The sequence below is a fragment of the Streptomyces sp. NPDC028305 genome (assembly GCF_055569495.1).
This window is the reverse complement of the sequence record NZ_JBVHTN010000003.1, coordinates 130,774-153,177: the sequence shown is the minus strand read 5'-3', so window position 1 is coordinate 153,177 and position 22,404 is coordinate 130,774. Positions and strand designations below refer to the sequence as shown.

Genomic DNA, 22,404 nt, shown 5'->3' with positions numbered 1-22,404 from the left:
ATGGCGCCATTGCGGTTTCTCCTCTGCGGAATCAGATGGCGAGACGCGCTATGTGCGGGTTCGGGTGAGAATTTCGCGCAGTTCGGCCAGGGGAATCTTCGGTTGGCGGTCCGGTGTGAGCAGGCCGTTGATCTCTTGTTCCGTGTCGGTGAACTGGGTGTAGCAGTAGCCCGCGAGCCCGGAGTCCACCGCGGCGGTCACCAGGTCGGCGAGGCGTTCCGCGAACTCCTCCTTCGTGGCCACGGTGTCGTAGCCGAACCACTCGGCGCCCTCGGCCGGCTCGAAGGTCGCGCCGCCGAACTCGCTGAGGACGACGGGCTGCCCTTGGTGGCGGACGCCGTCCAGGGTCAGCCGTTTGGCGCCGGGCCACTGCTCGGCGAGCTCGCCCTGCCGCAGCGAGGCGTGGCCGTAGCGCCTGCGCAGTACGTCCCCGTGCTGGGTGTAGTCGTGGACGCCCCAGATATCGGCGGCGGAGATCTCCCAGCCGTCGTTGGAGACGGCGGGGCGGGACGGGTCCAGGGCCTTGGACAGGTGGTACAGGGCGTCCATGAAGTGGCGCTGCGCGGGGACGAGCGCCGGGTTCGGCACGGACCAGGACTCGTTGATCGGGACCCAGGCGACGATCGAGGGGTGGCTGAGGTCGCGGGAGATGGCTTCGGTCCACTCGGCGACCACGCGCTCGACGGTCTGTGCGCCGAAGGCGTACGCCGACGGCATCTCCTCCCACAGCAGCAGCCCGAGCCGGTCGGCCCAGTACAGGAAGCGCGGGTCCTCGACCTTCTGGTGGATACGCAGCCCGTTGAGGCCGATCTCCTTGGCCAGTTCGACGTCGCGGCGCAATTCCTCGGCCGAGGCCGACAGATGCGATGCGGGCCAGTAGCCCTGCTGGAGCGCGAACCGGAGGAAGTACGGCTTGTGGTTGAGGAGGAAGACGCCGTCGTCCCAGCCGATGTCGCGCAGGCCGAGGTAGGACGTCGCACGGTCGACCGGTGTGTCCTCGGCCGCGTCGCGCAACTCCACCACGGCGTCGATGAGTTGCGGCCGCTCCGGACTCCAGAGCAGCTCGTCGAGATCCTGCCCGTGGCGCAGGGCGGGCACCGCGACATCGAACTCCGTCTCCTGGCCCTCGATCAGCGTCCGCTGCTCGGCGAGCACCCGCTCACCTCGCGTGAGGCGGACCGTCACGGTGAGCGGGCGCTGCGGCCAGTGGCCGAGCCGCAGCCGGCAGCGGACGCGGGCGTGGGCGACCTCGGGGGTCCAGTGCAGGAGCGCGATGTGCTCGGCCGGGACCTCTTCCAGCCACACCGGCTGCCAGATCCCGGAGGTGCAGTGGTACCAGATGACATGCGGATCCCGGCGCCAGTCCTGCTTGCCGCGGGGCTGTGCGGCGTCGAGCGGCTGGTCCTCGGCGCGAACGACGACGGTCTGCTCGCCGTCCCGGTCGATGGCGTCGGTCAGATCGCAGGTGAAGCCGGTGTGCCCGCCCTCGTGCCGTCCCACCAGGCGGCCGCCCAGCCAGACCTCGGCCCGGTGGTCGACCGCACCGAAGTGCAGCAGGAGCCGCCGCCCGGCGGTCGGCCGGGACACGTCGATCGTGCGCCGGTACCAGAGCACGGGGTGGAAGGCGGTGTCCGCCACGCCCGAGGCCGCGGACTCGGGCGGGTAGGGCACGGTGACGGTGCCGGTGAACGGTGCGGAGTTCGCCGGGTCCATCCAGCGGTCGGCGCGACCGCGGTCCTCGTCATCGTGGGCGAACTGCCAGGGACCGCCGAGGTCGCGCCAGTCGGGATCGCGGATCAGCTGCGGCCTCGGATGGCCTGCGGCGTCCAGGTGCGGGTGGGGCATGCGTGAACTCCGGTGGTGTGGTGCGTGGGTGGGGGATGGGAGGGTGCCGCGCTGCCGTTCAGTTCTCCTGGGCGTTCACGGGCTCCTGGGCGTCCGCGGGGGAGCGGAGGTCCACGACCGTGGCGGCGAACGCCAGTGGGCCCGGCAGCAGCGGGATCAGCAGCGGAATCGACCAGGCCAGGAGCCCGCTGAGGATCACTGCACCGGCCAGCAGAAGGCTGCCGCGCGGGTTCGCGGCCGAGCGGAGCAGCGCTTCGCGTGCGGACAGGACGTGCGGTGCCTCCAGCGAGGCCGCCCGTAGCGCCACGACCGCGGCGCCCAGGACGAGCAGCGCGAGGGCGGGCGCCATGACGGCCGCTCCGGGCAGCGCGGCACGCATCAGCGCGGCATCGATCAGGACGACCACCGCGAGCAGTGGCGGCACCAGACCGAGGGCCGCCGACCGCGCGGACAGGTGGGCACGGAGGTGTGCGCCGTACGTACCGGCCCTGACCTGCACGCCGTTGCCCGCGGCCCCCCGGAGCGTCGCGGACGCCGCGGCGAACGCGGCCGGGGCCGTGACGACCGGCAGGCAGGCGAGGCTGGTGAGCAGGCCGATGAGCAGCATGTCGGCGAAGAGGGTGAAGCCGGAGCCGAAGACCTCTCCGGGTTCCCGGCGCTCGCGCCCCGGCGCGATCGGTGCGTGGGCCATGGTGTGCCGTGTGTCGGCCATGGTGTGCCTCACCCCTTCAGTCCGGACGTGGCCATGCCCTGCACCAGGTAGCGCTGGAAGACGAAGAAGAACAGCACGATCGGCAGCACCGAGATCACCGACATGGCGAACATGGGCCCGTACGCGGAGGTGCTGGACTGGTCGACGAAGCTGCTCAGGGCGAGGGTGATGGTGTACTTCTCCGGCGCGAAGAGATAGATCATCTGCGTGAAGAAGTCGTTCCACGTCCAGATGAACGTGAAGATGGCCGTGGTGATCAGCGCGGGCCGGGCCAGCGGCAGGGTGATCGACCAGTACGTACGGAAGGGACCGCAGCCGTCGATCCGCGCGGACTCCTCCAGCTCACGCGGCAGGCCGCGCATGAACTGGACGATGAGGAAGACGAAGAACGCCTCGGTGGCCAGGAACTTCGGCAAAATCAGCGGCCAGTAACTGTCCACCAGGCCGAGCCGGTTGAAGATGATGTACTGCGGGATCAGTACGACGTGGTGCGGCAGCATCAGCGTCGCCACCATGAAGGCGAACATCACCTTGCTCATGCGGAAGCGCAGCCGGGCGAAGGCGTAGGCGGCCAGCGAGCAGGACAGGACGTTGCCGAGGACGGCGCCCCCCGCGATCAGCAGGGTGTTGCCGAGCAGCTGGGTGACCGTGACGCCCGAGACCCCGTCCAGGGCGGTCGTGTAGTTCGACCACTCCAGGTGGCTGGGCCACAGGTCGAGGCTCGTCATCACCTCGTCGGCCGGCTTCAGCGAGGTGGCCAGCAGCCAGGCCAGCGGATACAGCAGGACGAGCAGCGCGACGGCCGAGACCGTATGCGGCAGCCACCGCTTCGTGGCGATGTTCATCGGCCCTCCTCGTCCGCGTAGAAGACCCAGGACCGGGAGGTCCGGAACAGGATCAGGGTGATCGCGCCGATGGCGATCAGCAGCAGCCAGGCCATCGCCGCCGCGTATCCCATATGCGAGGCCGTGAAGCCGCGCTCGTACAGGTACAGCGTGTAGAACATCGTGGAGTCGGCGGGGCCGCCGTCGCCGCCGCTGATGGCGAAGGCCGGGGTGAAGACCTGGAAGGAGTTGATGACCTCCAGGACCAGGTTGAAGAAGACGACCGGGGACAGCATCGGCACGGTGATGGACACGAACTGCCGCCAGCGGCCGGCGCCGTCGAGCGCCGCGGCCTCGTAGAGGTCGGGCGAGATCTGCTGGAGGCCCGCCAGGAAGATCACCATGGGCGCGCCGAACTGCCACACCGTCAGCAGGACGATCACGTACACCGCGAGATCGGGGTCGCCGACCCAGCCGCCGGTGTGGATGCCGACCGAGTCCAGGACGTCTGCGACGGTGCCGCCGTCGTTGAACAGCGCCTTCCACACCAGGGCGATGGACATGCTCGCGCCGAGCAGGGACGGCGCGTAGAACGCGGAGCGGTAGAAGCCCCGGCCCCGGCTGAGGTTCCTCAGCAGCATCGCCACACCGAGGGCGAGGCCCAGCTTCAGCGGGACGGCCACGACGACGTACAGCATCGTGGTGCCGACCGACCGCCAGTAGCGGGGGTCCTCGGTCAGCATCTCCCGGTAGTTGCGCAGCCCCACCCAGTGCGGCGGGTCGAACAGGTTGTAGTCCGTGAACGACAGGTACAGGGACACGGCCATCGGCACGAGGGTCAGCACGACCGCGCCGATCATCCATGGGGAGAGGAACACATAGGCGGGCCACTGCCGTTCCCGCACCTGGCGCCGCTTGCTCTTCCGCGGGCTCGGCCGCGTCGTACGGGCGGTGCGTTCGGGCGCCCTCGTCGTCGAGACCGTGCTCATGACTCCAGCTCCCGGTTCGCCTCGTCGATGAATTCACGTGCCGCCTGCCGCGGTGTGGCCATGCCGTACATCACGCGCTGGTAGCCCCGATTGAGCGCCGTCTGGATCGCGAGGTCGCCGGGCGGCGGTGCGGTCGGCGGGGCATCCAGGCCGTACTTCTCCATCGTCTGCGCGTAGTCGTAGATCTCCCGCTCCGGTCCCTCGAGCGCCTTGGCGACGCGGGCGGCGATCTTGCGGTTGGGCGGGGTGGACCGGGAGAAGCCGAGGATGTCGCCGGCCCGTGGGTCGTTGAGGAGGAAGTCGATCAGCTGGGCCGCCTCCTGGGGGTGCTTGCTGTTCGCGCCGATGCCGAGGAGCATGCTCGGCTTGAAGTACGCGCCCTGCCGCCCGTCGGTCGTGGGCACGGGTGCGAAGTGGATGTCCTCGCCGAGCAGGGCCGTGTATCCGGGGAACGGCGCGTCCCAGGTGAAGTCGGCGGCCGCGAGACGGCGGCCGATGGGGCTGGTCTCGGTGCTCCCGGCCTGCACGGTGTCCCGGGCCTGGGCGATGGCTCCCTCCCTGCGGAGCCGGTCGCGGAACGACCAGAAGGCGGTCAGGTCGTCCTCGTTGAAGCCGAGTTCCGTCTGGTCCGCGTAGAGATTCTTGCCGCGGCTGCGCAGCCAGGTCTCGAAGACGTCCTCGTTGTCGCCGCCGTCGTTGGAGCCCGTGTAGGGGCGTCCGTCGGGGGACTTCAGCCCCAGGGCGGCGATCTTCTTGTTGGCCTCTGCCCAGTCCTGCCAGGTCCAGCTGGGCCGGGGCGTGGGGATACCGGCCTTTTTGTAGACGGCGGAGTCGTAGGCGTATCCGGTGATGCCACGCCCCATGGGCAGGGCGAACTGCCTGCCCTTGTAGGTGCCGGTGCGCAGGAAGTCCTGGTCCATGTCGGAGGTGCGGATCGTCCGGCCCTTGATGGCACCGTCCAGCGGCATGATCGCCTTGCCGCCCGCGTACTGGGAGATCTGCCGGTAGTCGAGCTGCACCACGTCGGGTACCCCGCCGCCGGCGGCCTGCGTGGCCAGCTTCTGGAGATAGGAGCCGAAGTCGCTGTTCGATGTGCGCACGGTGACACCGGGGTGTTCCTTCTCGAAGAGGCGGACCGCCTTCTCGGTGCGCGCGGCACGGTCGTCGTTGCCCCACCAGGAGAACCGGAGGGTGATGCCGGACGTGTCGCCGCTCGCGGCGGAGCACGCGGAGAGCGTGCCGGTCAGGGCGGTGCCGAGGCCGACGGCGGCAACGGCCAGGACGGCCCGGCGGCTCGGGTGTGGGAGCCGGCCGCAGTTGACGGTGGGCCAGTCGTAGACGCGCAGCCGGGACACGCCGACCGCCGCGGGAAAGCCGTCGTACGTCGCGCTCACCATGTGTGCCTGTCCAGGTGAGCGGTGACCTGCTCGCGGTCCCAGGCGCCGTCGGCGACGGTCACGCGGTAGCCGCGGGAGAGGGTGTCGCCGGGGGCGAGGACGAGCTCCTCGTGGAACGCCCAGGACGGCGCGACCGCGGCGAACGGGTCGCTGCGCACGAACCAGTGCGCAGGGTGCGTCCCCTTGTCGCCCGCGTGGTCGTTGGCCGGGGCGTGCTCGAAGACGACCGTGGCGTGGCCGTCGCGCCCGTCGTGCTCACCGACGTACGCCAGCCAGGGCGCCTGGCTGCCCATGAGGTCGCCGCCGTCCGCCTCGGCGGTGAAGACGTGGCCGTCGCGGAAGGCGCGCGGGCCCCGCCAGAACAGGCCGGTGTATCCGGCCGCCGGGCGGCCGTGGGTGGTGGGGCTGCCGAAACGCAGCGGTTCGGTACGGCGGTTGGTGACCGCCGAGGTCCACGTCAACGACCAGCTGCCGGCGCGCGGATCGACATCGCTCACCTCGATGCGGCGCTCCTCCTCGGCCCACAGCTCACCGTCGTACGGATGCCAGGTCAGGCGCTCGGCGATCACAGCCCGGCCGTCCTCGGCGGCGACCTCCTCGAAGGCGGCGTGTGCCATCGAGCCGATCCGCTCCGGCAGCGCGACATACCCCTCGCCGTGGACATAGGTGTTCCCGCCCCACAGGTTCTGGCCCGACAGATGGGAGGCCGTCAGCTGGAGCCCCTTGTGCCAGCGGTGGTCGTTGGGGCGGTAGTCGGTGACGAGTCCGCCGGAGAGGGTCCGGACCGGGTGCAGATACGGCTTGGGGGACTCCCACGCGGCTTCGGGGCGGTACACATAGGCGAACAGTTCGGTGCCGGTCGCCTCGTGGGCCACAGTGATGCGGTCGCCGTGGGCGTGGGTCAGTGCGAGCGTCATGCGTGGGCCTCTTCCTTGCGGGCGGTGTCCGGCGCCCAGCCCTGGGCGCCGCCGTGCAGCTCGGTGTAGTAGGGGTCGCCGGGGCCGATCTCCCCCGCGCGCACCGGGGCGTCGGTGAACGCGGACTTGTACAGGGCGGTGATGAACTCGAGCGTCTGCCGGCCACCCGCGCCGCTGGTCGCGTGGCGGCGTCCCGCCCTGATGTCGGCCACCAGGGCGCGGAGCTGGGCCAGGTGCGAGCTGGGCTCGTCCGTGCCGAAGTCGCGCCAGGCGGCCACGGTCTCCTCGGGGACACCGGGAGCCGGGGTGATGCGCCAGTCCGCGTTGCGGTAGCCGTAGAGGTGGGTCAGTTCGATCGTGGCGAGCTCGCAGTCGATACGGATCCGGCTCACCTCGTCGGGGCTCAGCACACTGTTGACCACGGTGGCCACGGCGCCGCTCGCGAACCGCACCTGCGCCGTCGACACGTCCTCGGTCTCCACGTCGTGCACGAGCCGTGACGCCATCCCCCGCACCTCGCTCCAGGGCCCCATCAGGTCCAGGAGCAGATCGGTCTGGTGGATGCCGTGTCCCATGGCGGGCCCGCCGCCCTCGGTCGCCCACCGTCCCCGCCACGGAACGGAGTAGTAGGCGGCGTCCCGGTACCAGGTGGTCTGGCAGTGGGCGACGAGCGGGCGGCCGAACGCCCCCTCCCGCAGCAGCCGCCGCACATGGCGCGCGCCGGAGCCGAACCGGTGCTGGAAGACGATGGCGGCGTACGGTCCCGCGTCCCCGGGCTTCTCGGCGGTCTCGATGGCATCGAAGTCGGCGAGGGACGGGCACGGCGGCTTCTCGCACCACACCCAGGCGCCCGCCTTCAGCGCGGTCACCGCCTGGTCGCGGTGGACAGCGGGCGGTGTGCACAACACCACGAGATCGGGACGCAGTTCGGCCAGCGTCGCGTCGAGGTCCGTCGAGGCGTGCGGGATCCCGGCGCCGGCCGCGAACGCGCGCACCGCGTCCATGTCGACGTCGACGGCGGCGACGATCTCCACCTCGCCCGCGTCGGCGAGCGCCCGCAGCGCGGGCAGGTGGCTGGAGCGCGCGATGCCCCCGGTGCCGACCACGGCTGTGCGCAGTGGGGTGGTGGAGCGGTGCGAAGACATGCGGACCCCCTGATGGGATGTGCGGTGAGCGTCGGCGCCGTGGGCACGGGCGGGCAGCCCGGACCCGTCCGACGGACAGCGGTCGGCGGCTGCCCGCGTGACGCCCTCGGTGGCAATCGCTTGCTATCGATCGGTTCCAACGTTGTAACCGCGATATCTCGCCACGGTCAACCCCTCGTCCGGAACGGGATTCCGAGCTGCCCCGGAGCTGACAGTCCGCCGCAGCCCATGCATAATGCGGAGAAGCACAGGTGAGGAGGTTGGCCAGTGGCCGCGGTGACACTCAAGGACGTGGCGGAGCGGGCGGGGGTTTCGATCAAGACCGTGTCCAACGTTGTACGCAATGCTCCCCGCGTATCCGAGGCCACGCGGAAGCGCGTACTGAAGGCCGTGCACGAGCTCGGCTACCGGCCCAACCCATCGGCCCGCCGCCTGCGCACCGGGCACAGCGGCCTGATCGGCCTCGCCGTCCCGGATCTGGCCACACCGTACTTCGCCGAACTCGCCCAGCACGTACGGGCCGAGGCCGCGCACCTGGGCCTGACCGTCCTGATCGAGGAGACGCTGGGCGACGCGACGGAGGAACTGCGCCTGGCGACCGGCGTCGGCGCGTCCCTGCTGGACGGTGTGATCCTGTCGCCCCTGGGTGTCTCGCCCGACGAACTCGCCGCCGTGGCCAATGAGTTCCCGCTGGTCCTGCTCGGGGAGCGCAGCTACGCGCGCGACCAGGTGGGGGCCGACCACGTCCTGATCGACAACGTCGCGGCGGCACGCGACGCCACCGCGCACCTGGCCGCCCTCGGCCGTACGCGGATCGCCGCCATCGGTGTGGACCAGCAGGCGTCGGCGACCAGTCGTCAGCGCCTGGAGGGCTTCCAGCTCGCCCTGCACGAAGCCGGGGTGATCTACGACCCCCGGCTCGCCCCCGCCATCAAGGAGTTCGACCGGCGCAATGGCCTGCTGGCGATGCGCGCCCTGGCCGCCCTGCCGGCCGGCGTACGCCCCGACGCGGTCTTCTGCTTCAGCGACCTGCTGGCCGTCGGTGCCCAACGCGCCCTGTTCGAAGCGGGGTTGACCATCCCGGACGATGTCGCCGTGGCCAGCATCGACGGCACCGACGAGGCGCTCTACAGCACGCCGTCCCTCACGTCCGTGGTCCCCGACAAGACCGCCATCGCCTCGCTGGCCGTGAAGTGCCTGGCGGCCCGCATCCGCTCGGACGAACCCCTGCCGTTCGAGGTGCACACGGCTCCGCACTGGCTGCACGCCCGGGAGTCCACGAACGGCGGGCGCCAACAGCTCTTTCCCTGATCCGCGCCGAGGGGACCGTCGGATGAAGGACGGTCCCCTCGGGCGCGCGAGCGCTCAGCCGCTCCTGGTGACGGTCATGTGCCGCCGGTTTGCGGAAGCCCTTCATGCTGCGGTGCTCGACCGACGACATGACCTCGCGGTGGGCGGCACCGTAGCTGCGGAGCGGCGCATCCCCATCCCCGCGCGGCTCAGTTTGATCTTGCTCGGGCAAAGGGCTCTGTGTGTGTGACGGGCCCGGCTAGGCTTGGCTCCGCTTCTCCAGGCGACTGCCGCGTGGAAGGGTGACGGACATGATGTCGCTGGGGCCGTCCAATGTGATGCGGTGCCATCGCCCGCGCGGGACAATGACCGCCGTTCCCGCCGCCAGCCTGATCTCCTCCTCTTTCTCATCCGGTTGTTCCGGGCGGAAGCAGACACGTATCCCGCCGCTGAGGCAGGACACGACTGCGTTGCCCGCCGGCTCGAACGGATCGGTAAGACCCTGAACATCGAACTCACCGAGCCCACTGGCTTGATACGAGCCGGGCTCGCCCTCACCACATGGCGGCTGCTCAACAACTGAGGAAGATGGCGACAGATGGCCCGCGCGGTCGGCTGCTGGAAGAAGTGCCGGCCCGGCCCTCAGACACCCGCTGCCACCGCGGCGCCCAGCCCAAGCAGGACCACGCCGGTCGTCACACTGAGCCCCCGCAGGACCGTCGGCCGCGATACCAAGGCGCGCCCTCGGCCGACGGCCCAGGTGAGAAGCAGGTACCAAGAGGCACTGACGAGCGCCCACAGAGCTCCCAGGGCGACGGTCGACAGGAACACCGGGCCCTTCGCCGTCACGAATTGGGGCAGCACCGAGACGGCGAACACGCCGGCCTTCGGGTTGCCGAGGTTGGTGCTCAGGCCGGTGAGGTATCCGCCCGCGAAGCCGGTGCGGCGCCCGCCCTCGCGGGCCGGACGGGGGGATGCGGTGGTGAGCGCGGTCCGCAGCGTGTTCACCCCGAGGATCATCAGCACGACGCCGCCTGCGATCCGGAGCACCGCGTACGCACGCGGGCTGGCCAGCAGGACAGCGGACAGCCCGGCCGCGGCGGCCGTGGACCACAGCAGGAAGCCGGTGGCGTTGCCCGCGAGCGTGCCTCGGACTGTGCGTTGCCCGCCTTCCAGAACCTGCCGGATCATCATGGCTGTACTCGCGCCTGGCAGCATCGCCAGCAGCAATGTGGTGGCGATGAAAATGGGCACATGCGTAGGCATGGGGAAAGAACCCTTCCAGGGATCGGGGTCGATGGGTGCACCACCAGGCTTCCTCTCCCGCACTTATAAGAGAAGTTAAAAGAGAAGGGTGCAGCGTTAGGATGAGTGAATGGTGGTGGACCCGGGACAGCTCCGGCTTCTCGCGTTGATCGAGCGGCACGGCTCCTTGACGGCGGCGGCTCACGCCCTCCAGCTCACGCCCGCGGCGGTCACACAGCAGGTGGTCAAGGCCGAGCGCGACTGGCAGGTGCCCCTGGTCATCCGTGGTCCGCGCGGAGCAACGCTCACCGCGGCCGGTGCGCTGCTCGCCTCCCACGGTCGAACCGTGGAGGAGACGTCGGACAAGGCCGAGGCGCAACTGGCCGCACTGCTCGGTCACCTCTCCCTACGGCTGCGGATCGGAACGTTCCAGGCGGCTGCCCTGCACCTGCTGCCACCCGCTCTGACGGCCCTGCGGCACCGCCATCCGGACGCCGACGTCTCCGTCGTGGACGTGGTGTCCGGACGGGGAGCGAACGAGATCAGCGCAGGGCGCCTGGACCTCGCCATCGTCGCGTCCTGGGGCACACCGCTCGCGCCGCCCCCGCACCTACGCGCCCACCCGCTCCTGCTGGACCCGATGGTCGTGGTTCTCCCCGACGACCACCCACTGGCCACCGGGCAGCCCGCGGACACCGAACTGCGCCTGAAACAACTGCGCGACGAATCGTGGGTTTCCATCCTGGCCGGCCACGCCGCACGCGAACAGTTCCACGACGCTGCCCGCGAGGCCGGCTTCACTCCCACGGTGCGGTTCGAGACCGAGTCCTACGACGTTGTCCAGGCCCTCGTCGGCACAGGCAGCGCTGTGGCTCTGGTATCGCGCCTGGCCCTGACCCATGCGCCCGGCACCACCCATCGCGAACTGGCCCACCCCAGGCCCTACCGCCAGCTCTACGCCCTGACCAGAACCGACGCCAGCCTCACACCACTCGCAGACATGCTGATCGACCTCCTACGTGATGTCGCCCGCGACATCACCGCCACCTGGGAGGCTCCCCTGCAAGAAGAACAACGCTCATCGGACTCACCGCACGGAGCCTGAAAAGCCCCTGGTCCTGAATCGCCACCGCCTGGTCGATGGTCGGCCGGCCCCCGCCGTAGCCGGAGGCCGGGGGTGGTCGGCACTTCACCTGGAGGCTGCGGGCTGCGGTTCATCCGTCTGTCCCTTGTTGTGGTCAGGGCTGCTCCTCTGCCGGGTTGGTGGCGAGGACACAGGCGACTGGTGGGGCTAGAGGGAGGGTTTCCATGCGGGCTTGAGTGAAGCCTGCCTGGGTGAGCCGATCGTGAAGTTCCCGGCCGGCTCGGGCGGTGGTGTCAGCGGTGGCCCCGGCGCAGCGGGGCTGGCTGGCGAGCGCGATGCGTCCGCCCGGGCGGAGCAGACCGCGCAGCTCGCTGAGCTGTTGCGTGGGGTTGGGCCAGAACCCGAGCGAGTTCACGGGGTGTGCCATGACCCATCCGACCAGCCGTCCGGGCACACCGTGCGGACGGCCGAACTGGCGCAGGATTCTGGTGGTCACGCGCTGCTTGAGCGAGGTCGATGTCATGGGCGCGAGCCAACAGCTTCAAGTACCCTTGAAGTCAACATGGTGGACAAGCAGCCTATGAAGCAGTTGACGATCGGTGAGCTGGCCAGGATCACTGGGGTCGCTACCTCGGCGTTGCGCTACTGGGAAGAACTGGGCCTGGTTCCCATCCCGGCCCGGGTCTCGGGCCAACGGCGGTACCCGGCTTCGGCAGTGGGACTGGTCGGACTGATCCTGCTCCTACGAGACGTCGGTTTCACGCTGCGCGAGACCAAGGCGCTCGTCGCCCCTCGCTCCGATGACCCCAGCGCCTGGCGAGAACTCCACCAGCGCAAGCTTGCCGAGCTCGACGAACATATCGCCCAAGCCCAAACGGCGCGCACCGCCATCGCCCACGCATTGGCCTGTCCACACGACGACATCCACAGTTGTCCCAACTTCGCCGGCGTCCTCGGCGCCCGCCTTGCCGGAGCACCCCTTCACGAGGCCCACCCCCACTGACGACGTGGGGCAACGCGTATCAGCCGCAGTCTGCGATCAGACAACGCGAAGGAACGGACAAAGGCACGACTCAGAACACCAGCGCCTCGTACGTCGCTGAGCATGAGCGGAGGCAAGCGGTACCCGGGGGCGAGCCGGTACCCGCCGTAGCGCCGCGCACCGATTCCACGGGCACGTCCAGGTCGATCAGCTGGTCGTTCGCGGCCCCACGCGAATTCAGGACCGATTCTGTCCGCTATTTCTCCTAGCCTGCGACGCGCACGCCTCCAGCACAGCCAAGGAGATTCCCATGGACTTCGTCTCGATCCGCATCATCACCAGCGACGTAGCGCGCCTTGTCGAGTTCTACGAGCGAGCCACAGGGGTGCGGGCGACATGGGCCACCGAGGACTTCGCCGAACTCAGGACCGCGGGCGCCACCCTCGCGATCGCCGGCACCCGCACCGTCCCGCTGTTCGCCCCGGGCTCCGCCCGTCCGGCGGACAACCACAGCGTGATCACCGAGTTCCTCGTCGACGACGTGGACCGCGTTCGCCAGAACCTGACCGGCTTCGTGACCGACTTCGTCACCGAGCCCACCACGATGCCCTGGGGGAACCGGTCGCTGCTGTTCCGCGACCCCGACGGCAACCTGGTCAACTTCTTCACGCCGGTCACCCCGGCGGCCATCGAAAAGTTCGCACGCTGACGCCATGCACAGCCGCTCACGCGGGAGCCCTGAGATCCCAGGGCTCCCGGTGAACGCGGCCGCCGAGTCCAGGAGCGCCACCAGCAGGGGATATCGGAACGCACCGCCACCAGCCCCGCCCGCACCCCCGAGGACATCGCTGACCTGGTGGAGGCATTGCGGCGGCAGACCAAGTACGGCCCCGCGCGACTCGCCGCCGACCTTCAACGGCTGCACGGCACGCTACGACACGGGCCCCGGGCAGAAAGTCGAGATCGCTGGACCGACGTCCGTCTCCGGTCACACGTCGATGCCCACGAGCAGGGTGAGCGAGCCCACGGCGGCCGTCGGCCTGGCACCCGGCACTGACGCGGAACGCGTCAAGCAGGAGACTCAGGCCCCGGTGTAACCGAGTTCTGGCAACAGGGGCAGTCGCTTCGGCATCCGCAAGGTTCCTGGCCCGGCTTGGCGACTGGGACGACGAGCATAGGCTCAGCCCCTCGAACCGGCCTCACGTAAGGCTGCCGGCGGTCGCCGCCCCGCCGTCGCCGAGCGGGCCGCACTCGACGACGGCGCCCCGGGGGCCACCGTGATCCCGGCCCAGCGCAAGGCCCGCCGCGAGTACGAGAGTCGCGTCAACGCCCTTGCGGCTACAGCCGGACCATGATCCGGTCAGCGGCTGCCGCTGACTTCCGTTCGGATACTCCCGGAGGGCCGATCAGTAGAAGCGGCGGATGAAAACGTCCGACTTGCCGTTGGTGTCGCCGGGCACGATGTCGTCGGCCGTGGAATGGAAGACCACGTCGCGCCCACCGGCGCTGACCGCGTCGGTCCCGGCCGAGGCGAGCTGGTTCGAGACGATCTCGTCGGTGCCCGTCTCCAGGTCGCGCAGCGTGAGCGACGGTCCGTTCGTGTCGTGTGGGGCGTACAGCAGATAGCGGCCGGTGGGATCGATGGCCACGCCCCGCACGTTCGGCACCAGTTGGTCGGTGCCCGAGCTCTCGTCGTGGACGTAGGTGTCGGAGCCCGAGAGGTAGACGACCTTGCTGCCGTCCTTGCTGAGCTGGACGAGTGTCGCCGCCTTGGACGGGCCCTCGATCGGGCCGGAGGAGGTGTCGTCGGTCCGGTCCCACACGAAGACGTCCTCCGCCTGGCCGTCCTGGTAGGCGACAAAACGGCCGTCGCCGCTGATGGACGGCCGGGCCGAGACGGTGTGGTCGAACTCGGCGACGGTCTCCGTGGTGTCGGTGCGCCAATCCCGCACCTCGATGCGCTGCCGGGACGGCGGTCGGTTGAAGGTGGCGACCTGGGCGACGTAGCGGCCGTCCGCGCTCAGCGACGGCTGGCTGCAGCTGAGGCCGGGGCAGTTGATGCCGATCGTGCTTCCCGAGCTCACCTGGGACAGGAAGGACTTCGTGTCTCTTTGCAACAGCCCCCAAAAGGCGACGTATTGCCCGTCACCGCTGATCACCGGGCCCTGATTCGTTGGGGTGATGCTGCTCATCAGCGTGGTCTGGCTCGTCCGCTGGTCGCGGACGAACACCCTTTCCCATGTCACTGGATTGGCGGGTGTGAGATTCTTCGCCAACGACGAGAAGGCGATACGCCGGCCGTCGGCCGTGATCGTGGCGCCGGCGGAGTCGCCGTCGCCCTGGGTGCCGTCGGTCGCGACACTGATCCGCTCGACCCCGGCTCCGCTGGCGCCCGCGACGCCCGGCACGGTCAAGGGCTCAGCCGAAGCGGCTCCCGGCAGCACCGTCGTCACCGCGCAGACCACGGCCGTGGCGCCTAAGGCGGCCCGCACACGTCTGGTGGCGCTCCGATTCGCGTTTCCCCTCATTTTCCCCCCAAGACAGGACATGGCCCTTCTCCCCGGCTCCCCACCGGAGGGCCACAAGCATGCAACCGCGATGGCGCTGTGGGGTCAATGCGTCGTATGACTATCGAGAGGCGCGGTTCCGGTCTAGGTGAGAGCGGTCGGCGGCAAGCGGATGGCCGCGCGAGACCTCAGCCCTCTCCGCACCTGCAGCCCTTCGGGGCTGTAGACGCCGGCGGTTTCGCGGTCCGCAGCAGCGCAAGTCCCGGCGGAGACGCGGGTCTCGCCATGGTCCTCGGCACGCTGGCTCTTCGGGAAGTTGGCGGATCGGCCCGGTTCGGCCGTAGGGCAGAAGCACCTTCAGATCGAGGGCAGGGGCCGTGCTGTCTCCTTCCGGCGGAGCCCTGTCCTCCGTGGATGCGCTCCGCCACACTGGGGCGGGGCATGGAGGGAGGGGCCGTATGGGCCCGGAGGCCGAGCGGTCGACGGCTGCTGCCCGGCGCGGTGAACTGGACGCGCTGCGTGCCCTCGTTGTGCTGGGCCTGGTCTTCTTCCACGCCGCCCTCGTCTTCTCCCCGGACGACGACTTCTACGTCAAGAACGCGCAGACGACCGGCGCCGTCACCGTCCTGGCCGGGTTCGGCGTGGTGTGGGCCATGCCCATGCTGTTCCTTGTCGCCGGCCTCGGCGCCTGGCACTCGATCCGCCGCCGTGGCCGGGCTGGGTTCGCCCGCGAGCGCCTGCTGCGCCTGGGTATCCCGCTCGTCTTCGCGACGCTCGCCCTCAACCCGCTGCCGCAGTGGCTGCGGCAGCGGGCCGCCGACCCCGGCTACCACGAGTCGTACTGGCACTTCTGGCCGCGCTTCCTGACCGTCCACCCGGACCCCGATGACTTCCCCTTCGTCCTCAGCGGCCGCTACTTCGAGACCGGCCATCTGTGGTTCGTCGTCCTCCTCCTCGCCTTCTGCCTGCTCCTGGCACCCGTCGCGGCGGCGGTGCAAGACGGCGGCGAGCATGCGGGATCCGCGGTGACCCGCTGGCCCGTCCTGCTCCTGCTGCCCGCGCTGCCGCTCGCCCTGCTCAATGCGCTGGCAGGTATGGAGGAGGACTACGCGGGCTGGAACCGCTGGGCGTACCTGGTGTTCTTCCTCTGTGGCTACGCATGGGCCGGCGACGAGCGGATCCGCGCCGTCATACGCCGCCTGGCCGTACCGGTCGGCGTGCTCGGGCTCGTCCTGTTCGCCGGGACCGCGCCCGGCTTTCTGGCGGAGGGCGATCCGTTCACCGCGCGGAGTGGGTTCGCGATGTTCACCCGGGCGTTGTTCGGGGTGGCGGGATGGTGCTTGGTGGTGGCGATCCTCGGCCTGCTGGACCGGCCCCGTGAACCTCGCGAGGGCAGGCAGGCCGCGGACGGGAGCAAGCCGGTGTGGGGGTATCTCACCGTCGCCGCGCTTCCGCTGTACGTACTGCACCAACCCGTCGTGGTCGCCTTCGCTTACGCAGTGGTGGGATGGTCCGTGCCGTCCGCGGTCAAGTATGCAGGCATCGTGGCCGGTTCACTGGCGGTGATCCTCGCGGTGTACGAGTGCGCAGTGCGCAGGATGCGGGTGACGCGTTTCCTGTTCGGGATGCGCCACAAGCCCAAACCTTCAGGAACCGAAAGCAGTTGGGTATAGGCTCTCCGCCTCGGAAGTGCTGGTCGGGGTGGGATAGAGACGCTGGTGCCCGCGTTCGATTGTGACAGGGTAGATCTCGCGCCAGTGGCGCCGGGGTATCAGTCCGCACATGATGGCGAACCAGAACCGGTCGGCGGGCTGCTGCCTTCCTGTGCTGCCGCCCGCTGGAGGCCGCGGCACAGGAGGGCGCGGGTCACCAGGGCAGGGTCAGCCCGTCACCAGTGGCATCGGAGCAGGTGAACGTTCCCGTGGGTCCCCCGTCGGACAAGGCGGCCATCCGCACCGGCATACGGGCGCCCTGTTCCGGGGTGAGGATCCCGGAGTGGCCGTTGGCGTCGGTCGGGACCCAGTTCGGGGAGACCGCGTTGACGAGGATGCCTTCGGCAGGCAGTTCGTTGGCGTACATCACGGTGAGCGAGTTCACCGCTGCCTTCGACATGCTGTGACTGAGGATCACAGGGAACTGGCCGTCGGGGAAGGCCCCGGTGGGGTCGTGGTTCTCGGCCGCGGCGGTCAGGGAACCGATCACGCTGCTGATGTTCACGATGCGCCCCGCGTCGGAACGGCGCAGCAGCGGGAGCATGGCGTTGGTGACCCTGATGTATCCGAACACGTTGGTATCGAAGGTGTCCTGCACGTCCTCGACCGCTGTCTCGCTGGGCAGGTCCCAAGGGCGGCTGATTCCGGCGTGTTGACGGGCACGTCGAGTCGGCCGCTCTCGCGCCCGATGTGCTCGGCGGCGAGAGCGACGGTCGCCTCGTCGGTGACGTCGAGCCGGATGAAGCGGACGTCGAGACCGAGGTCGCGCAGTTCGCTTTCGGCTTGCTTGCCGCGCTCCGGGTCCCGCGCACCGAGCCAGACAGTCATGCCGAGTTCGGCGAGCTGCTGGGCGATGGTGCGGCCGACACCCTTGTTGGCTCCGGTGACGAGGGCGATGCGAGGGGAAGGGGACGAGGTGCTGGAGGTCATGCTGATGGCCTTAGATCGGGGTGTTCAGACGGCGGGGGTGATGTTCTTGTTGAAGCGGAGCAGGTTGTGGGGGTCCCAGGGTCCGCATGTCGAAGTCGTCTCACCGCCGGAACTTCGCGAGGAACTCGCCCGCGTCGCCACGGACATTGCCTCCCTCTACCGAGCCGAGTAACAGGGGTGGGGCGGGAAGGCGCGGCTGGAACGTGCTGCTCGCACGCCCCTGGAGGATAACGATTCGGCAACCCGTGGGCCCTGTGTGCGTTAGGGTCCAGATTGGAAACGTCGTCCGTCGCCTTGCCTTCCGTCGCACGCTCCGAGACCTGACCGTTCTGCGTCACGTCCGTGCCTCGGTTCCTGTTGCCGACGACCCGTGACGCACAGAGTTCTGTGAAAGCGGGCTTCCTCCTTGAGCGCACCCCCCACTTCGTACGAGCAGTCCCTCGTCGTCGCGGAAAGGGCCCTAGCAGCCGATGAGACAATCTCCCTGACACTTCGCCACCCCGAGGGCGAGGTGTTGCCGGACTGGCAGCCGGGAGCACATGTCGAGCTGCTGCTCGGCAATGGCCTCACCCGTACCTACTCCCTGTGCGGCGACCCTGCCGACGGCACGGCCTGGCGCATCGCCGTGCTGCGCACCCCGGACAGCCGGGGCGGTTCGGCCTGCGTGCACGACAAACTCCATCCCGGAGACCGGGTCGAGGTACGCGGTCCCCGGAACAACTTCCCGCTGCGCCCGGCACGTCGGTACTTGTTCGTGGCCGGCGGCATCGGCATCACGCCGCTGCTGCCGATGGTCGCCGCGGTGGAGGCGGCGGGCACGCCGTGGCATCTGCTGTACGGCGGACGAAGCCGCGCCTCGATGGCGTTCACCAGCCAACTCGCCTCGTACAGCCAGAAGGTGTCACTCCGGCCGCAGGACGAGTACGGGCTCCTCGACCTCGATGCCCACCTCGGCGAGCCCGACGGGGACACCCTCGTGTACTGCTGCGGGCCAGAGCCCCTGCTCGCCGCCATCGAGGAGCATTGCCGCGCCTGGCCCACCGGGGCGCTTCAGATGGAGCGGTTCACGGCGAAGGAGCGGGAGGCACAGGGTGCCGGTACCGCCTTCGAAGTCGTCTGCGCCGAGTCCGGCGTCACCGTCCAGGTGCCCCCGGAACACACCGTGTTGTCGGCCGTGCGGGCGGCGGGGATCGATGCTCCGTTCTCGTGCACCGACGGTATCTGCGGCACCTGTGAGACGGAGGTGCTGGAAGGCGAACCGGACCACCGGGACTCCGTCCTGAGCCCCGAGGACCGGGCGGCCGGCGAGACGATGATGATCTGCGTCTCCCGCGCCCGGGGCCCGCGTCTCGTCCTCGACCTGTGACCCCGTCCCCGGAGATCCGGAGAAGTCCATGCCCCCTGTCGAACACGTCGACTTGTGCCACCTCAGCGCCCCGGCCGGAGGTTCCCGACGGCTGAACGGGCACCTCGCTCGCCCCACCGGCCCGGGCCCCCGGCCAGGAGTGGTCGTCGTCCACGAGGCACTCGGCGTCGACGACGTGATGCTCCGTCAGGTAGAGCGCCTGGCTCGGGCCGGATACCTCGCTCTGATGCCGGACCTGTTCACGCAGGGCGGCGTACGGCGCTGCCTGGTCCCCACCATGCGCGCGGCGCTGTCCGGCACCGGGCGCGCCTACCAGGACATCGAAGCCGCCCGCGCCTACCTGGCGGCCCTGTCCGACTGCACCGGCGCGGTCGGCGTCATCGGGTTCTGCATGGGCGGCTCCTTCGCTCTGATGACGGCCGGGCGCGGTGGCTTCCAGGCCGCCTCCGCCAACTACGGGATGCTCCCCAAGGACCTGGACGCCCTCGCCGGCGCCTGCCCCGTCGTCGCCAGCTACGGAGGGCGCGACCGTGCCCTCCAGGGCGCGGCCGCCCGGCTGCGCACCAGCCTCGACCGGCTCGGTGTCGTGCACGACGTCCACGAGTATCCGCAGGCCGGCCACTCCTTCCTCAACGACGCCGAGGTCGGCCCCCGCCCGCTGCGCCCCCTGTTCCGGGTGATGGGCATGGGCCCCGACCCGGAAGCCGCCGCCGACGCCTGGCAGCGCATCGAGACCTTCTTCGCCACCCATCTGAGCACCCCCCACACCGAGAAAGCAGAGTCATGAGCACCACCGAGACCGAGACCGACACCCCGACGCAGACCGACGCCCGGCCCCGAGACGGCTGGTACGTCGATGACCGCTGCCTGAACTGCAACATCGCCCGCCAGTACGCCCCCGGAATGATCACCTACGCGGAGGGCGGCAACTACGGCGGCGTGTCCTCCGTCGTACGCCAGCCGGAGACGGAGGAGGAGGTGCGGCAGATGTACCAGGCCGCGTACGCCTGCCCGACCCGGTCCGTGCACCCGCCGCAGGACCAGTGGGGCGAGGACTCCGACCCCTACCCGATGCCCCTCGACGAGGACGGCATCGTGCTGCTGTGCGGATACGCCTCCCCGCAGACCTACGGCGCCACCTCGTACCTGCTGCGCCGCCCCGACGGCACCGCCATGATGATCGACACCCCGCGCTGGCGTCCCGCGCTCGCCCGGCGCTACTCGCGAGCGGTCGGCGAGATCACCGACGTGCTGCTCACCCACCTCGACCACGTCGCACACGGCCGGAAATACGCCGACGCGTTCGGCGCGCGCCTGTGGATCCACGAGGGCGACCTGCACTCACGCCCCGACGCCGATTCGGTCATCCGGGGCCAGGACCCGGTGGAGATCGGGCCGGGCGTCATCGCCCACCCCTTCCCTGGCCACACGGCGGGCAGCACGGTGTTCGTGGCCGACGACAGGTTCTGCTTCACCGGCGACGCGTTCTTCTGGTCCCACTCCGAGCAGGATCTCGAGGTCGCCGACAGCGTCGTCTACGACTCGATCAAGACGCTGGCCGCGTCCGTCACCCATGGAGCCGACGCCTTCACCTTCGAGTGGGTGCTGCCCGGCCACGGATCGTTCCACCACCTCCCGCCCGAAGAGATGCGGGCGCGGATGCGGGACTTGGGCCGGCGCGCCGAGAGCTACCCCGAACAGGAAGTCGACTACGGCAAGGTCCGCTACTGACCTGACCGCGGACCCCGAACTCCACGGGCCCGGGGCGAACCCCAGCCCCGGGCCCGTGGCCCGGCCTGCCCGCACGCGTCCCCAGCAGCCCTGCCGAAACCGGCCGAAGTGAGCCATGACGAACACCGAAGCACCGAAACCCGCCTCCCGCCGGACCTCGCCCACGCACAGCGCCCGGGCGGCGCTCACCGCGCTCTGCCTGGGTCTTTTCATGATTGTCGTCGACACGTCCATCGTGTCGGTGGCGGTCCCGGCCATGGTCCGCGACCTGCATGCCGGTCTCAACGCGGTCGTCTGGGTCACCAGCGTCTACCTCCTGACCTATGCCGTCCCGATGCTCTTCACCAGCCGGCTCGCCGACCGGCACGGACCCAAGCGGCTGTTCGTCGCCGGGCTCGCGCTGTTCAGCGTGGCGTGCCTGGGAGCGGCGACGGCGCCGAACATCCAGGTGCTGATCGCGGCGCGGGCGATCGAGGGGCTGGGCGCCGCACTGCTCACCCCTCAGACACTCACCCTCATCACCCACCTGTTCCCGGACGGCGAACGGGGCCGTGCGATGGGCATGCTGGGCGCCACCTCCGGACTGGCCACGGTCGCCGGCCCCCTGCTGGGCGGTCTCCTGGTGGACCGCCTCGGATGGGAGTGGATCTTCTACCTGAATGTCCTCCTCGGCACCGGCACCCTGGTGATGAGCCTGCGGGTGCTTCCCGACTGGCGACCCGGTCACGCCCGCCGCATCGATCCGCTCGGCATCCTGCTCTCCGCCGCGGGCCTGACGCTGATCGTGTTCGGCGTGCAGAACGGCAGGTCCTACGACTGGGGCGCGCTCGTCGGCCCGGTTACCGTGCCCCAGGTCATCGTCGCCGGTGTGGTCCTGCTCGGCGCCTTCGTCCTGTCACAGCGCTTCACCCGTGACGATCCGCTGCTGCCCCTGCGTCTCTTCCGGGACCGCAATTTCTCGGTCAGCGCTCTGATCACGGCGGCCCTCGGCTTCTCCATGACCGGCATGTTCCTGCCGCTCGTCCTCCACCTCCAGACCACCCTCGGCCTCACACCCACACAGGCCGGGCTCCTCACCGCGCCCATGGCGCTCATCGCCGCCACGATGGGCCCCTTCATCGGCCGTCTCTCCGACCGCGTGAACGCCAAGTATCTGGTGCTGTCCGGCCTGTTGGGCATGGCCCTCGGCCTGGCGCACGTCGCCCTGCGCACCCTTCGCGACGCACCCGCATGGCAGTGCGTCCCCGGACTGCTCCTGTGTGGCCTCGGCATGGGCCTCGCCCTGGTCCCGCTGAACAACACGGCCCTGCGCACCGTCCCACCGGAGTTGCGCGGCACCGCTTCCGGCACCTACTTCACCGCCCGCCAGCTGGGCGCGGTCCTGGGGAGCGCCACGACGAGCGCGGTCCTCCAGGCGAGGTCCGCCCAGGCTGCCTACCTGCCGCTCATCCTCGTCCTGCTCCTCGCCGGCGCGGCCGCGGCCATACTGCGCGGGATCGGAGATCCGCAGCGAATGCCTGACGCCACATGACAGGTAGGGGCCTGAATGCCGGGCCGGACGGACTTGGCGGACCTGCGTCACCCTCGGCCTACCGGGACCGCCTGTGCCCAGCACGATGCGACGAAGTGTCTACCAGCCGTTGCCGATTTTGACGGGTGTTTGGTTGGAGTAGCCGCGTTGGCTGTTGCCGGGGTAGAGCCATAGGTCGCCGGTGGCGTTGTTGCGGG

The 22,404-nt window shown here is 69.9% G+C and carries 22 protein-coding genes and 1 pseudogene; 10 read left to right on the top strand and 13 right to left on the bottom strand.

All coding sequences use genetic code 11. The features are described 5' to 3' along the window. Positions 1–48: 48 nt before the first annotated feature. Genes ACZ4WQ_RS12085 through ACZ4WQ_RS12055 form a run of 7 tightly spaced genes read right to left on the bottom strand, consistent with a single transcriptional unit; the run spans position 49 to position 7,829 of the window. Entirely contained in the window at positions 49–1,845 is a 1,797-nt protein-coding gene (locus ACZ4WQ_RS12085; protein ID WP_468022186.1) for a glycoside hydrolase family 2 TIM barrel-domain containing protein, read from the bottom strand. 58 nt (positions 1,846–1,903) lie between these two features. Beyond that, the gene (locus ACZ4WQ_RS12080) at positions 1,904–2,557 is read right to left on the bottom strand and encodes a hypothetical protein (protein WP_398372523.1); all 654 of its coding nucleotides are present in this window, start codon (positions 2,555–2,557) and stop codon (positions 1,904–1,906) included. 8 nt (positions 2,558–2,565) lie between these two features. Then, on the bottom strand, positions 2,566–3,402 hold the full coding sequence (locus tag ACZ4WQ_RS12075; RefSeq protein WP_311721465.1) for a carbohydrate ABC transporter permease: 837 nt from the start codon (positions 3,400–3,402) through the stop codon (positions 2,566–2,568). Beyond that, on the bottom strand, positions 3,399–4,370 hold the full coding sequence (locus tag ACZ4WQ_RS12070) for a carbohydrate ABC transporter permease (protein WP_311721466.1): 972 nt from the start codon (positions 4,368–4,370) through the stop codon (positions 3,399–3,401). Before ACZ4WQ_RS12070 ends, ACZ4WQ_RS12075 begins: the two co-directional genes overlap by 4 nt. Continuing rightward, complete coding sequence (locus ACZ4WQ_RS12065; RefSeq protein ID WP_398372526.1) at positions 4,367–5,767, bottom strand: ABC transporter substrate-binding protein; 1,401 nt, start codon at positions 5,765–5,767, stop codon at positions 4,367–4,369. Before ACZ4WQ_RS12065 ends, ACZ4WQ_RS12070 begins: the two co-directional genes overlap by 4 nt. Next, the gene (locus ACZ4WQ_RS12060; RefSeq protein ID WP_311721469.1) at positions 5,761–6,684 is read right to left on the bottom strand and encodes a DUF6807 domain-containing protein; all 924 of its coding nucleotides are present in this window, start codon (positions 6,682–6,684) and stop codon (positions 5,761–5,763) included. The genes ACZ4WQ_RS12065 and ACZ4WQ_RS12060 overlap by 7 nt, the downstream gene beginning before the upstream one ends. Continuing rightward, the gene (locus ACZ4WQ_RS12055) at positions 6,681–7,829 is read right to left on the bottom strand and encodes a Gfo/Idh/MocA family protein (protein WP_361182048.1); all 1,149 of its coding nucleotides are present in this window, start codon (positions 7,827–7,829) and stop codon (positions 6,681–6,683) included. Before ACZ4WQ_RS12055 ends, ACZ4WQ_RS12060 begins: the two co-directional genes overlap by 4 nt. A 267-nt stretch (positions 7,830–8,096) precedes the next feature. Here ACZ4WQ_RS12055 and ACZ4WQ_RS12050 point away from each other — a divergent pair, with 267 nt between their 5' ends. Together ACZ4WQ_RS12050 and ACZ4WQ_RS12045 are read left to right on the top strand one after the other, a co-directional pair. Then, on the top strand, positions 8,097–9,140 hold the full coding sequence (locus tag ACZ4WQ_RS12050) for a LacI family DNA-binding transcriptional regulator (protein ID WP_385342799.1): 1,044 nt from the start codon (positions 8,097–8,099) through the stop codon (positions 9,138–9,140). A 322-nt stretch (positions 9,141–9,462) separates the two neighbouring features. Beyond that, positions 9,463–9,702 (top strand): hypothetical protein, encoded by a 240-nt coding sequence (locus tag ACZ4WQ_RS12045; protein ID WP_398372530.1) that lies wholly within the window; start codon positions 9,463–9,465, stop codon positions 9,700–9,702. A gap of 59 nt (positions 9,703–9,761) precedes the next feature. On the opposite strand, the gene ACZ4WQ_RS12040 is transcribed toward ACZ4WQ_RS12045, so the two are convergent. Further along, positions 9,762–10,448 (bottom strand): LysE family translocator, encoded by a 687-nt coding sequence (locus ACZ4WQ_RS12040; RefSeq protein WP_398372532.1) that lies wholly within the window; start codon positions 10,446–10,448, stop codon positions 9,762–9,764. 46 nt (positions 10,449–10,494) lie between these two features. On the opposite strand from ACZ4WQ_RS12040, the gene ACZ4WQ_RS12035 reads away from it, so the two are divergent. Further along, the gene (locus tag ACZ4WQ_RS12035) at positions 10,495–11,469 is read left to right on the top strand and encodes a LysR family transcriptional regulator (protein WP_385342794.1); all 975 of its coding nucleotides are present in this window, start codon (positions 10,495–10,497) and stop codon (positions 11,467–11,469) included. A 133-nt stretch (positions 11,470–11,602) separates the two neighbouring features. On the opposite strand, the gene ACZ4WQ_RS12030 is transcribed toward ACZ4WQ_RS12035, so the two are convergent. Further along, positions 11,603–11,971: a hypothetical protein gene (locus ACZ4WQ_RS12030; RefSeq protein WP_398372534.1), complete on the bottom strand. Its 369-nt coding sequence runs from the start codon at positions 11,969–11,971 to the stop codon at positions 11,603–11,605. Positions 11,972–12,010: 39 nt separating this feature from the next. Here ACZ4WQ_RS12030 and ACZ4WQ_RS12025 point away from each other — a divergent pair, with 39 nt between their 5' ends. Further along, entirely contained in the window at positions 12,011–12,451 is a 441-nt protein-coding gene (locus ACZ4WQ_RS12025; protein ID WP_398372536.1) for a MerR family transcriptional regulator, read from the top strand. A 71-nt stretch (positions 12,452–12,522) separates the two neighbouring features. Here ACZ4WQ_RS12025 and ACZ4WQ_RS12020 read toward each other — a convergent pair. After that, a pseudogene (locus tag ACZ4WQ_RS12020) lies at positions 12,523–12,726 on the bottom strand (hypothetical protein); the annotation flags it as partial. 14 nt (positions 12,727–12,740) lie between these two features. Between ACZ4WQ_RS12020 and ACZ4WQ_RS12015 the strand changes: the two are divergent. Beyond that, on the top strand, positions 12,741–13,139 hold the full coding sequence (locus ACZ4WQ_RS12015; protein ID WP_358843528.1) for a VOC family protein: 399 nt from the start codon (positions 12,741–12,743) through the stop codon (positions 13,137–13,139). 697 nt (positions 13,140–13,836) lie between these two features. On the opposite strand, the gene ACZ4WQ_RS12010 is transcribed toward ACZ4WQ_RS12015, so the two are convergent. After that, entirely contained in the window at positions 13,837–14,838 is a 1,002-nt protein-coding gene (locus tag ACZ4WQ_RS12010) for a hypothetical protein (RefSeq protein ID WP_398372999.1), read from the bottom strand. Between the two features lie 557 nt (positions 14,839–15,395). On the opposite strand from ACZ4WQ_RS12010, the gene ACZ4WQ_RS12005 reads away from it, so the two are divergent. Then, a complete protein-coding gene (locus ACZ4WQ_RS12005) occupies positions 15,396–16,610 on the top strand; it encodes an acyltransferase (RefSeq protein ID WP_398372539.1) in 1,215 nt (404 codons plus the stop codon). A gap of 193 nt (positions 16,611–16,803) precedes the next feature. Here ACZ4WQ_RS12005 and ACZ4WQ_RS12000 read toward each other — a convergent pair whose 3' ends face one another. Continuing rightward, positions 16,804–17,247 carry an SDR family NAD(P)-dependent oxidoreductase gene (locus tag ACZ4WQ_RS12000; protein WP_398372541.1) on the bottom strand — a complete coding sequence of 148 codons (444 nt, stop codon included), beginning with the start codon at positions 17,245–17,247 and terminating at the stop codon, positions 16,804–16,806. Then, positions 17,151–17,579, bottom strand: a complete 429-nt coding sequence (locus ACZ4WQ_RS11995) for an SDR family NAD(P)-dependent oxidoreductase (RefSeq protein WP_398372543.1) — start codon at positions 17,577–17,579, stop codon at positions 17,151–17,153. Before ACZ4WQ_RS11995 ends, ACZ4WQ_RS12000 begins: the two co-directional genes overlap by 97 nt. 406 nt (positions 17,580–17,985) lie before the next feature. Between ACZ4WQ_RS11995 and ACZ4WQ_RS11990 the strand changes: the two genes are divergently transcribed. The 4 genes from ACZ4WQ_RS11990 (at position 17,986) to ACZ4WQ_RS11975 (ending at position 22,207) form a co-directional block, all read left to right on the top strand. Next, a complete protein-coding gene (locus ACZ4WQ_RS11990) occupies positions 17,986–18,945 on the top strand; it encodes a PDR/VanB family oxidoreductase (protein ID WP_398372545.1) in 960 nt (319 codons plus the stop codon). A 28-nt stretch (positions 18,946–18,973) separates the two neighbouring features. Continuing rightward, the gene (locus tag ACZ4WQ_RS11985) at positions 18,974–19,732 is read left to right on the top strand and encodes a dienelactone hydrolase family protein (protein ID WP_398372547.1); all 759 of its coding nucleotides are present in this window, start codon (positions 18,974–18,976) and stop codon (positions 19,730–19,732) included. After that, on the top strand, positions 19,729–20,676 hold the full coding sequence (locus tag ACZ4WQ_RS11980; protein ID WP_358843519.1) for a 4Fe-4S domain-containing protein: 948 nt from the start codon (positions 19,729–19,731) through the stop codon (positions 20,674–20,676). The genes ACZ4WQ_RS11985 and ACZ4WQ_RS11980 overlap by 4 nt, the downstream gene beginning before the upstream one ends. Positions 20,677–20,791: 115 nt before the next feature. Next, positions 20,792–22,207: a DHA2 family efflux MFS transporter permease subunit gene (locus tag ACZ4WQ_RS11975; protein WP_398372550.1), complete on the top strand. Its 1,416-nt coding sequence runs from the start codon at positions 20,792–20,794 to the stop codon at positions 22,205–22,207. The last annotated feature ends 197 nt before the right edge of the window (positions 22,208–22,404 follow it).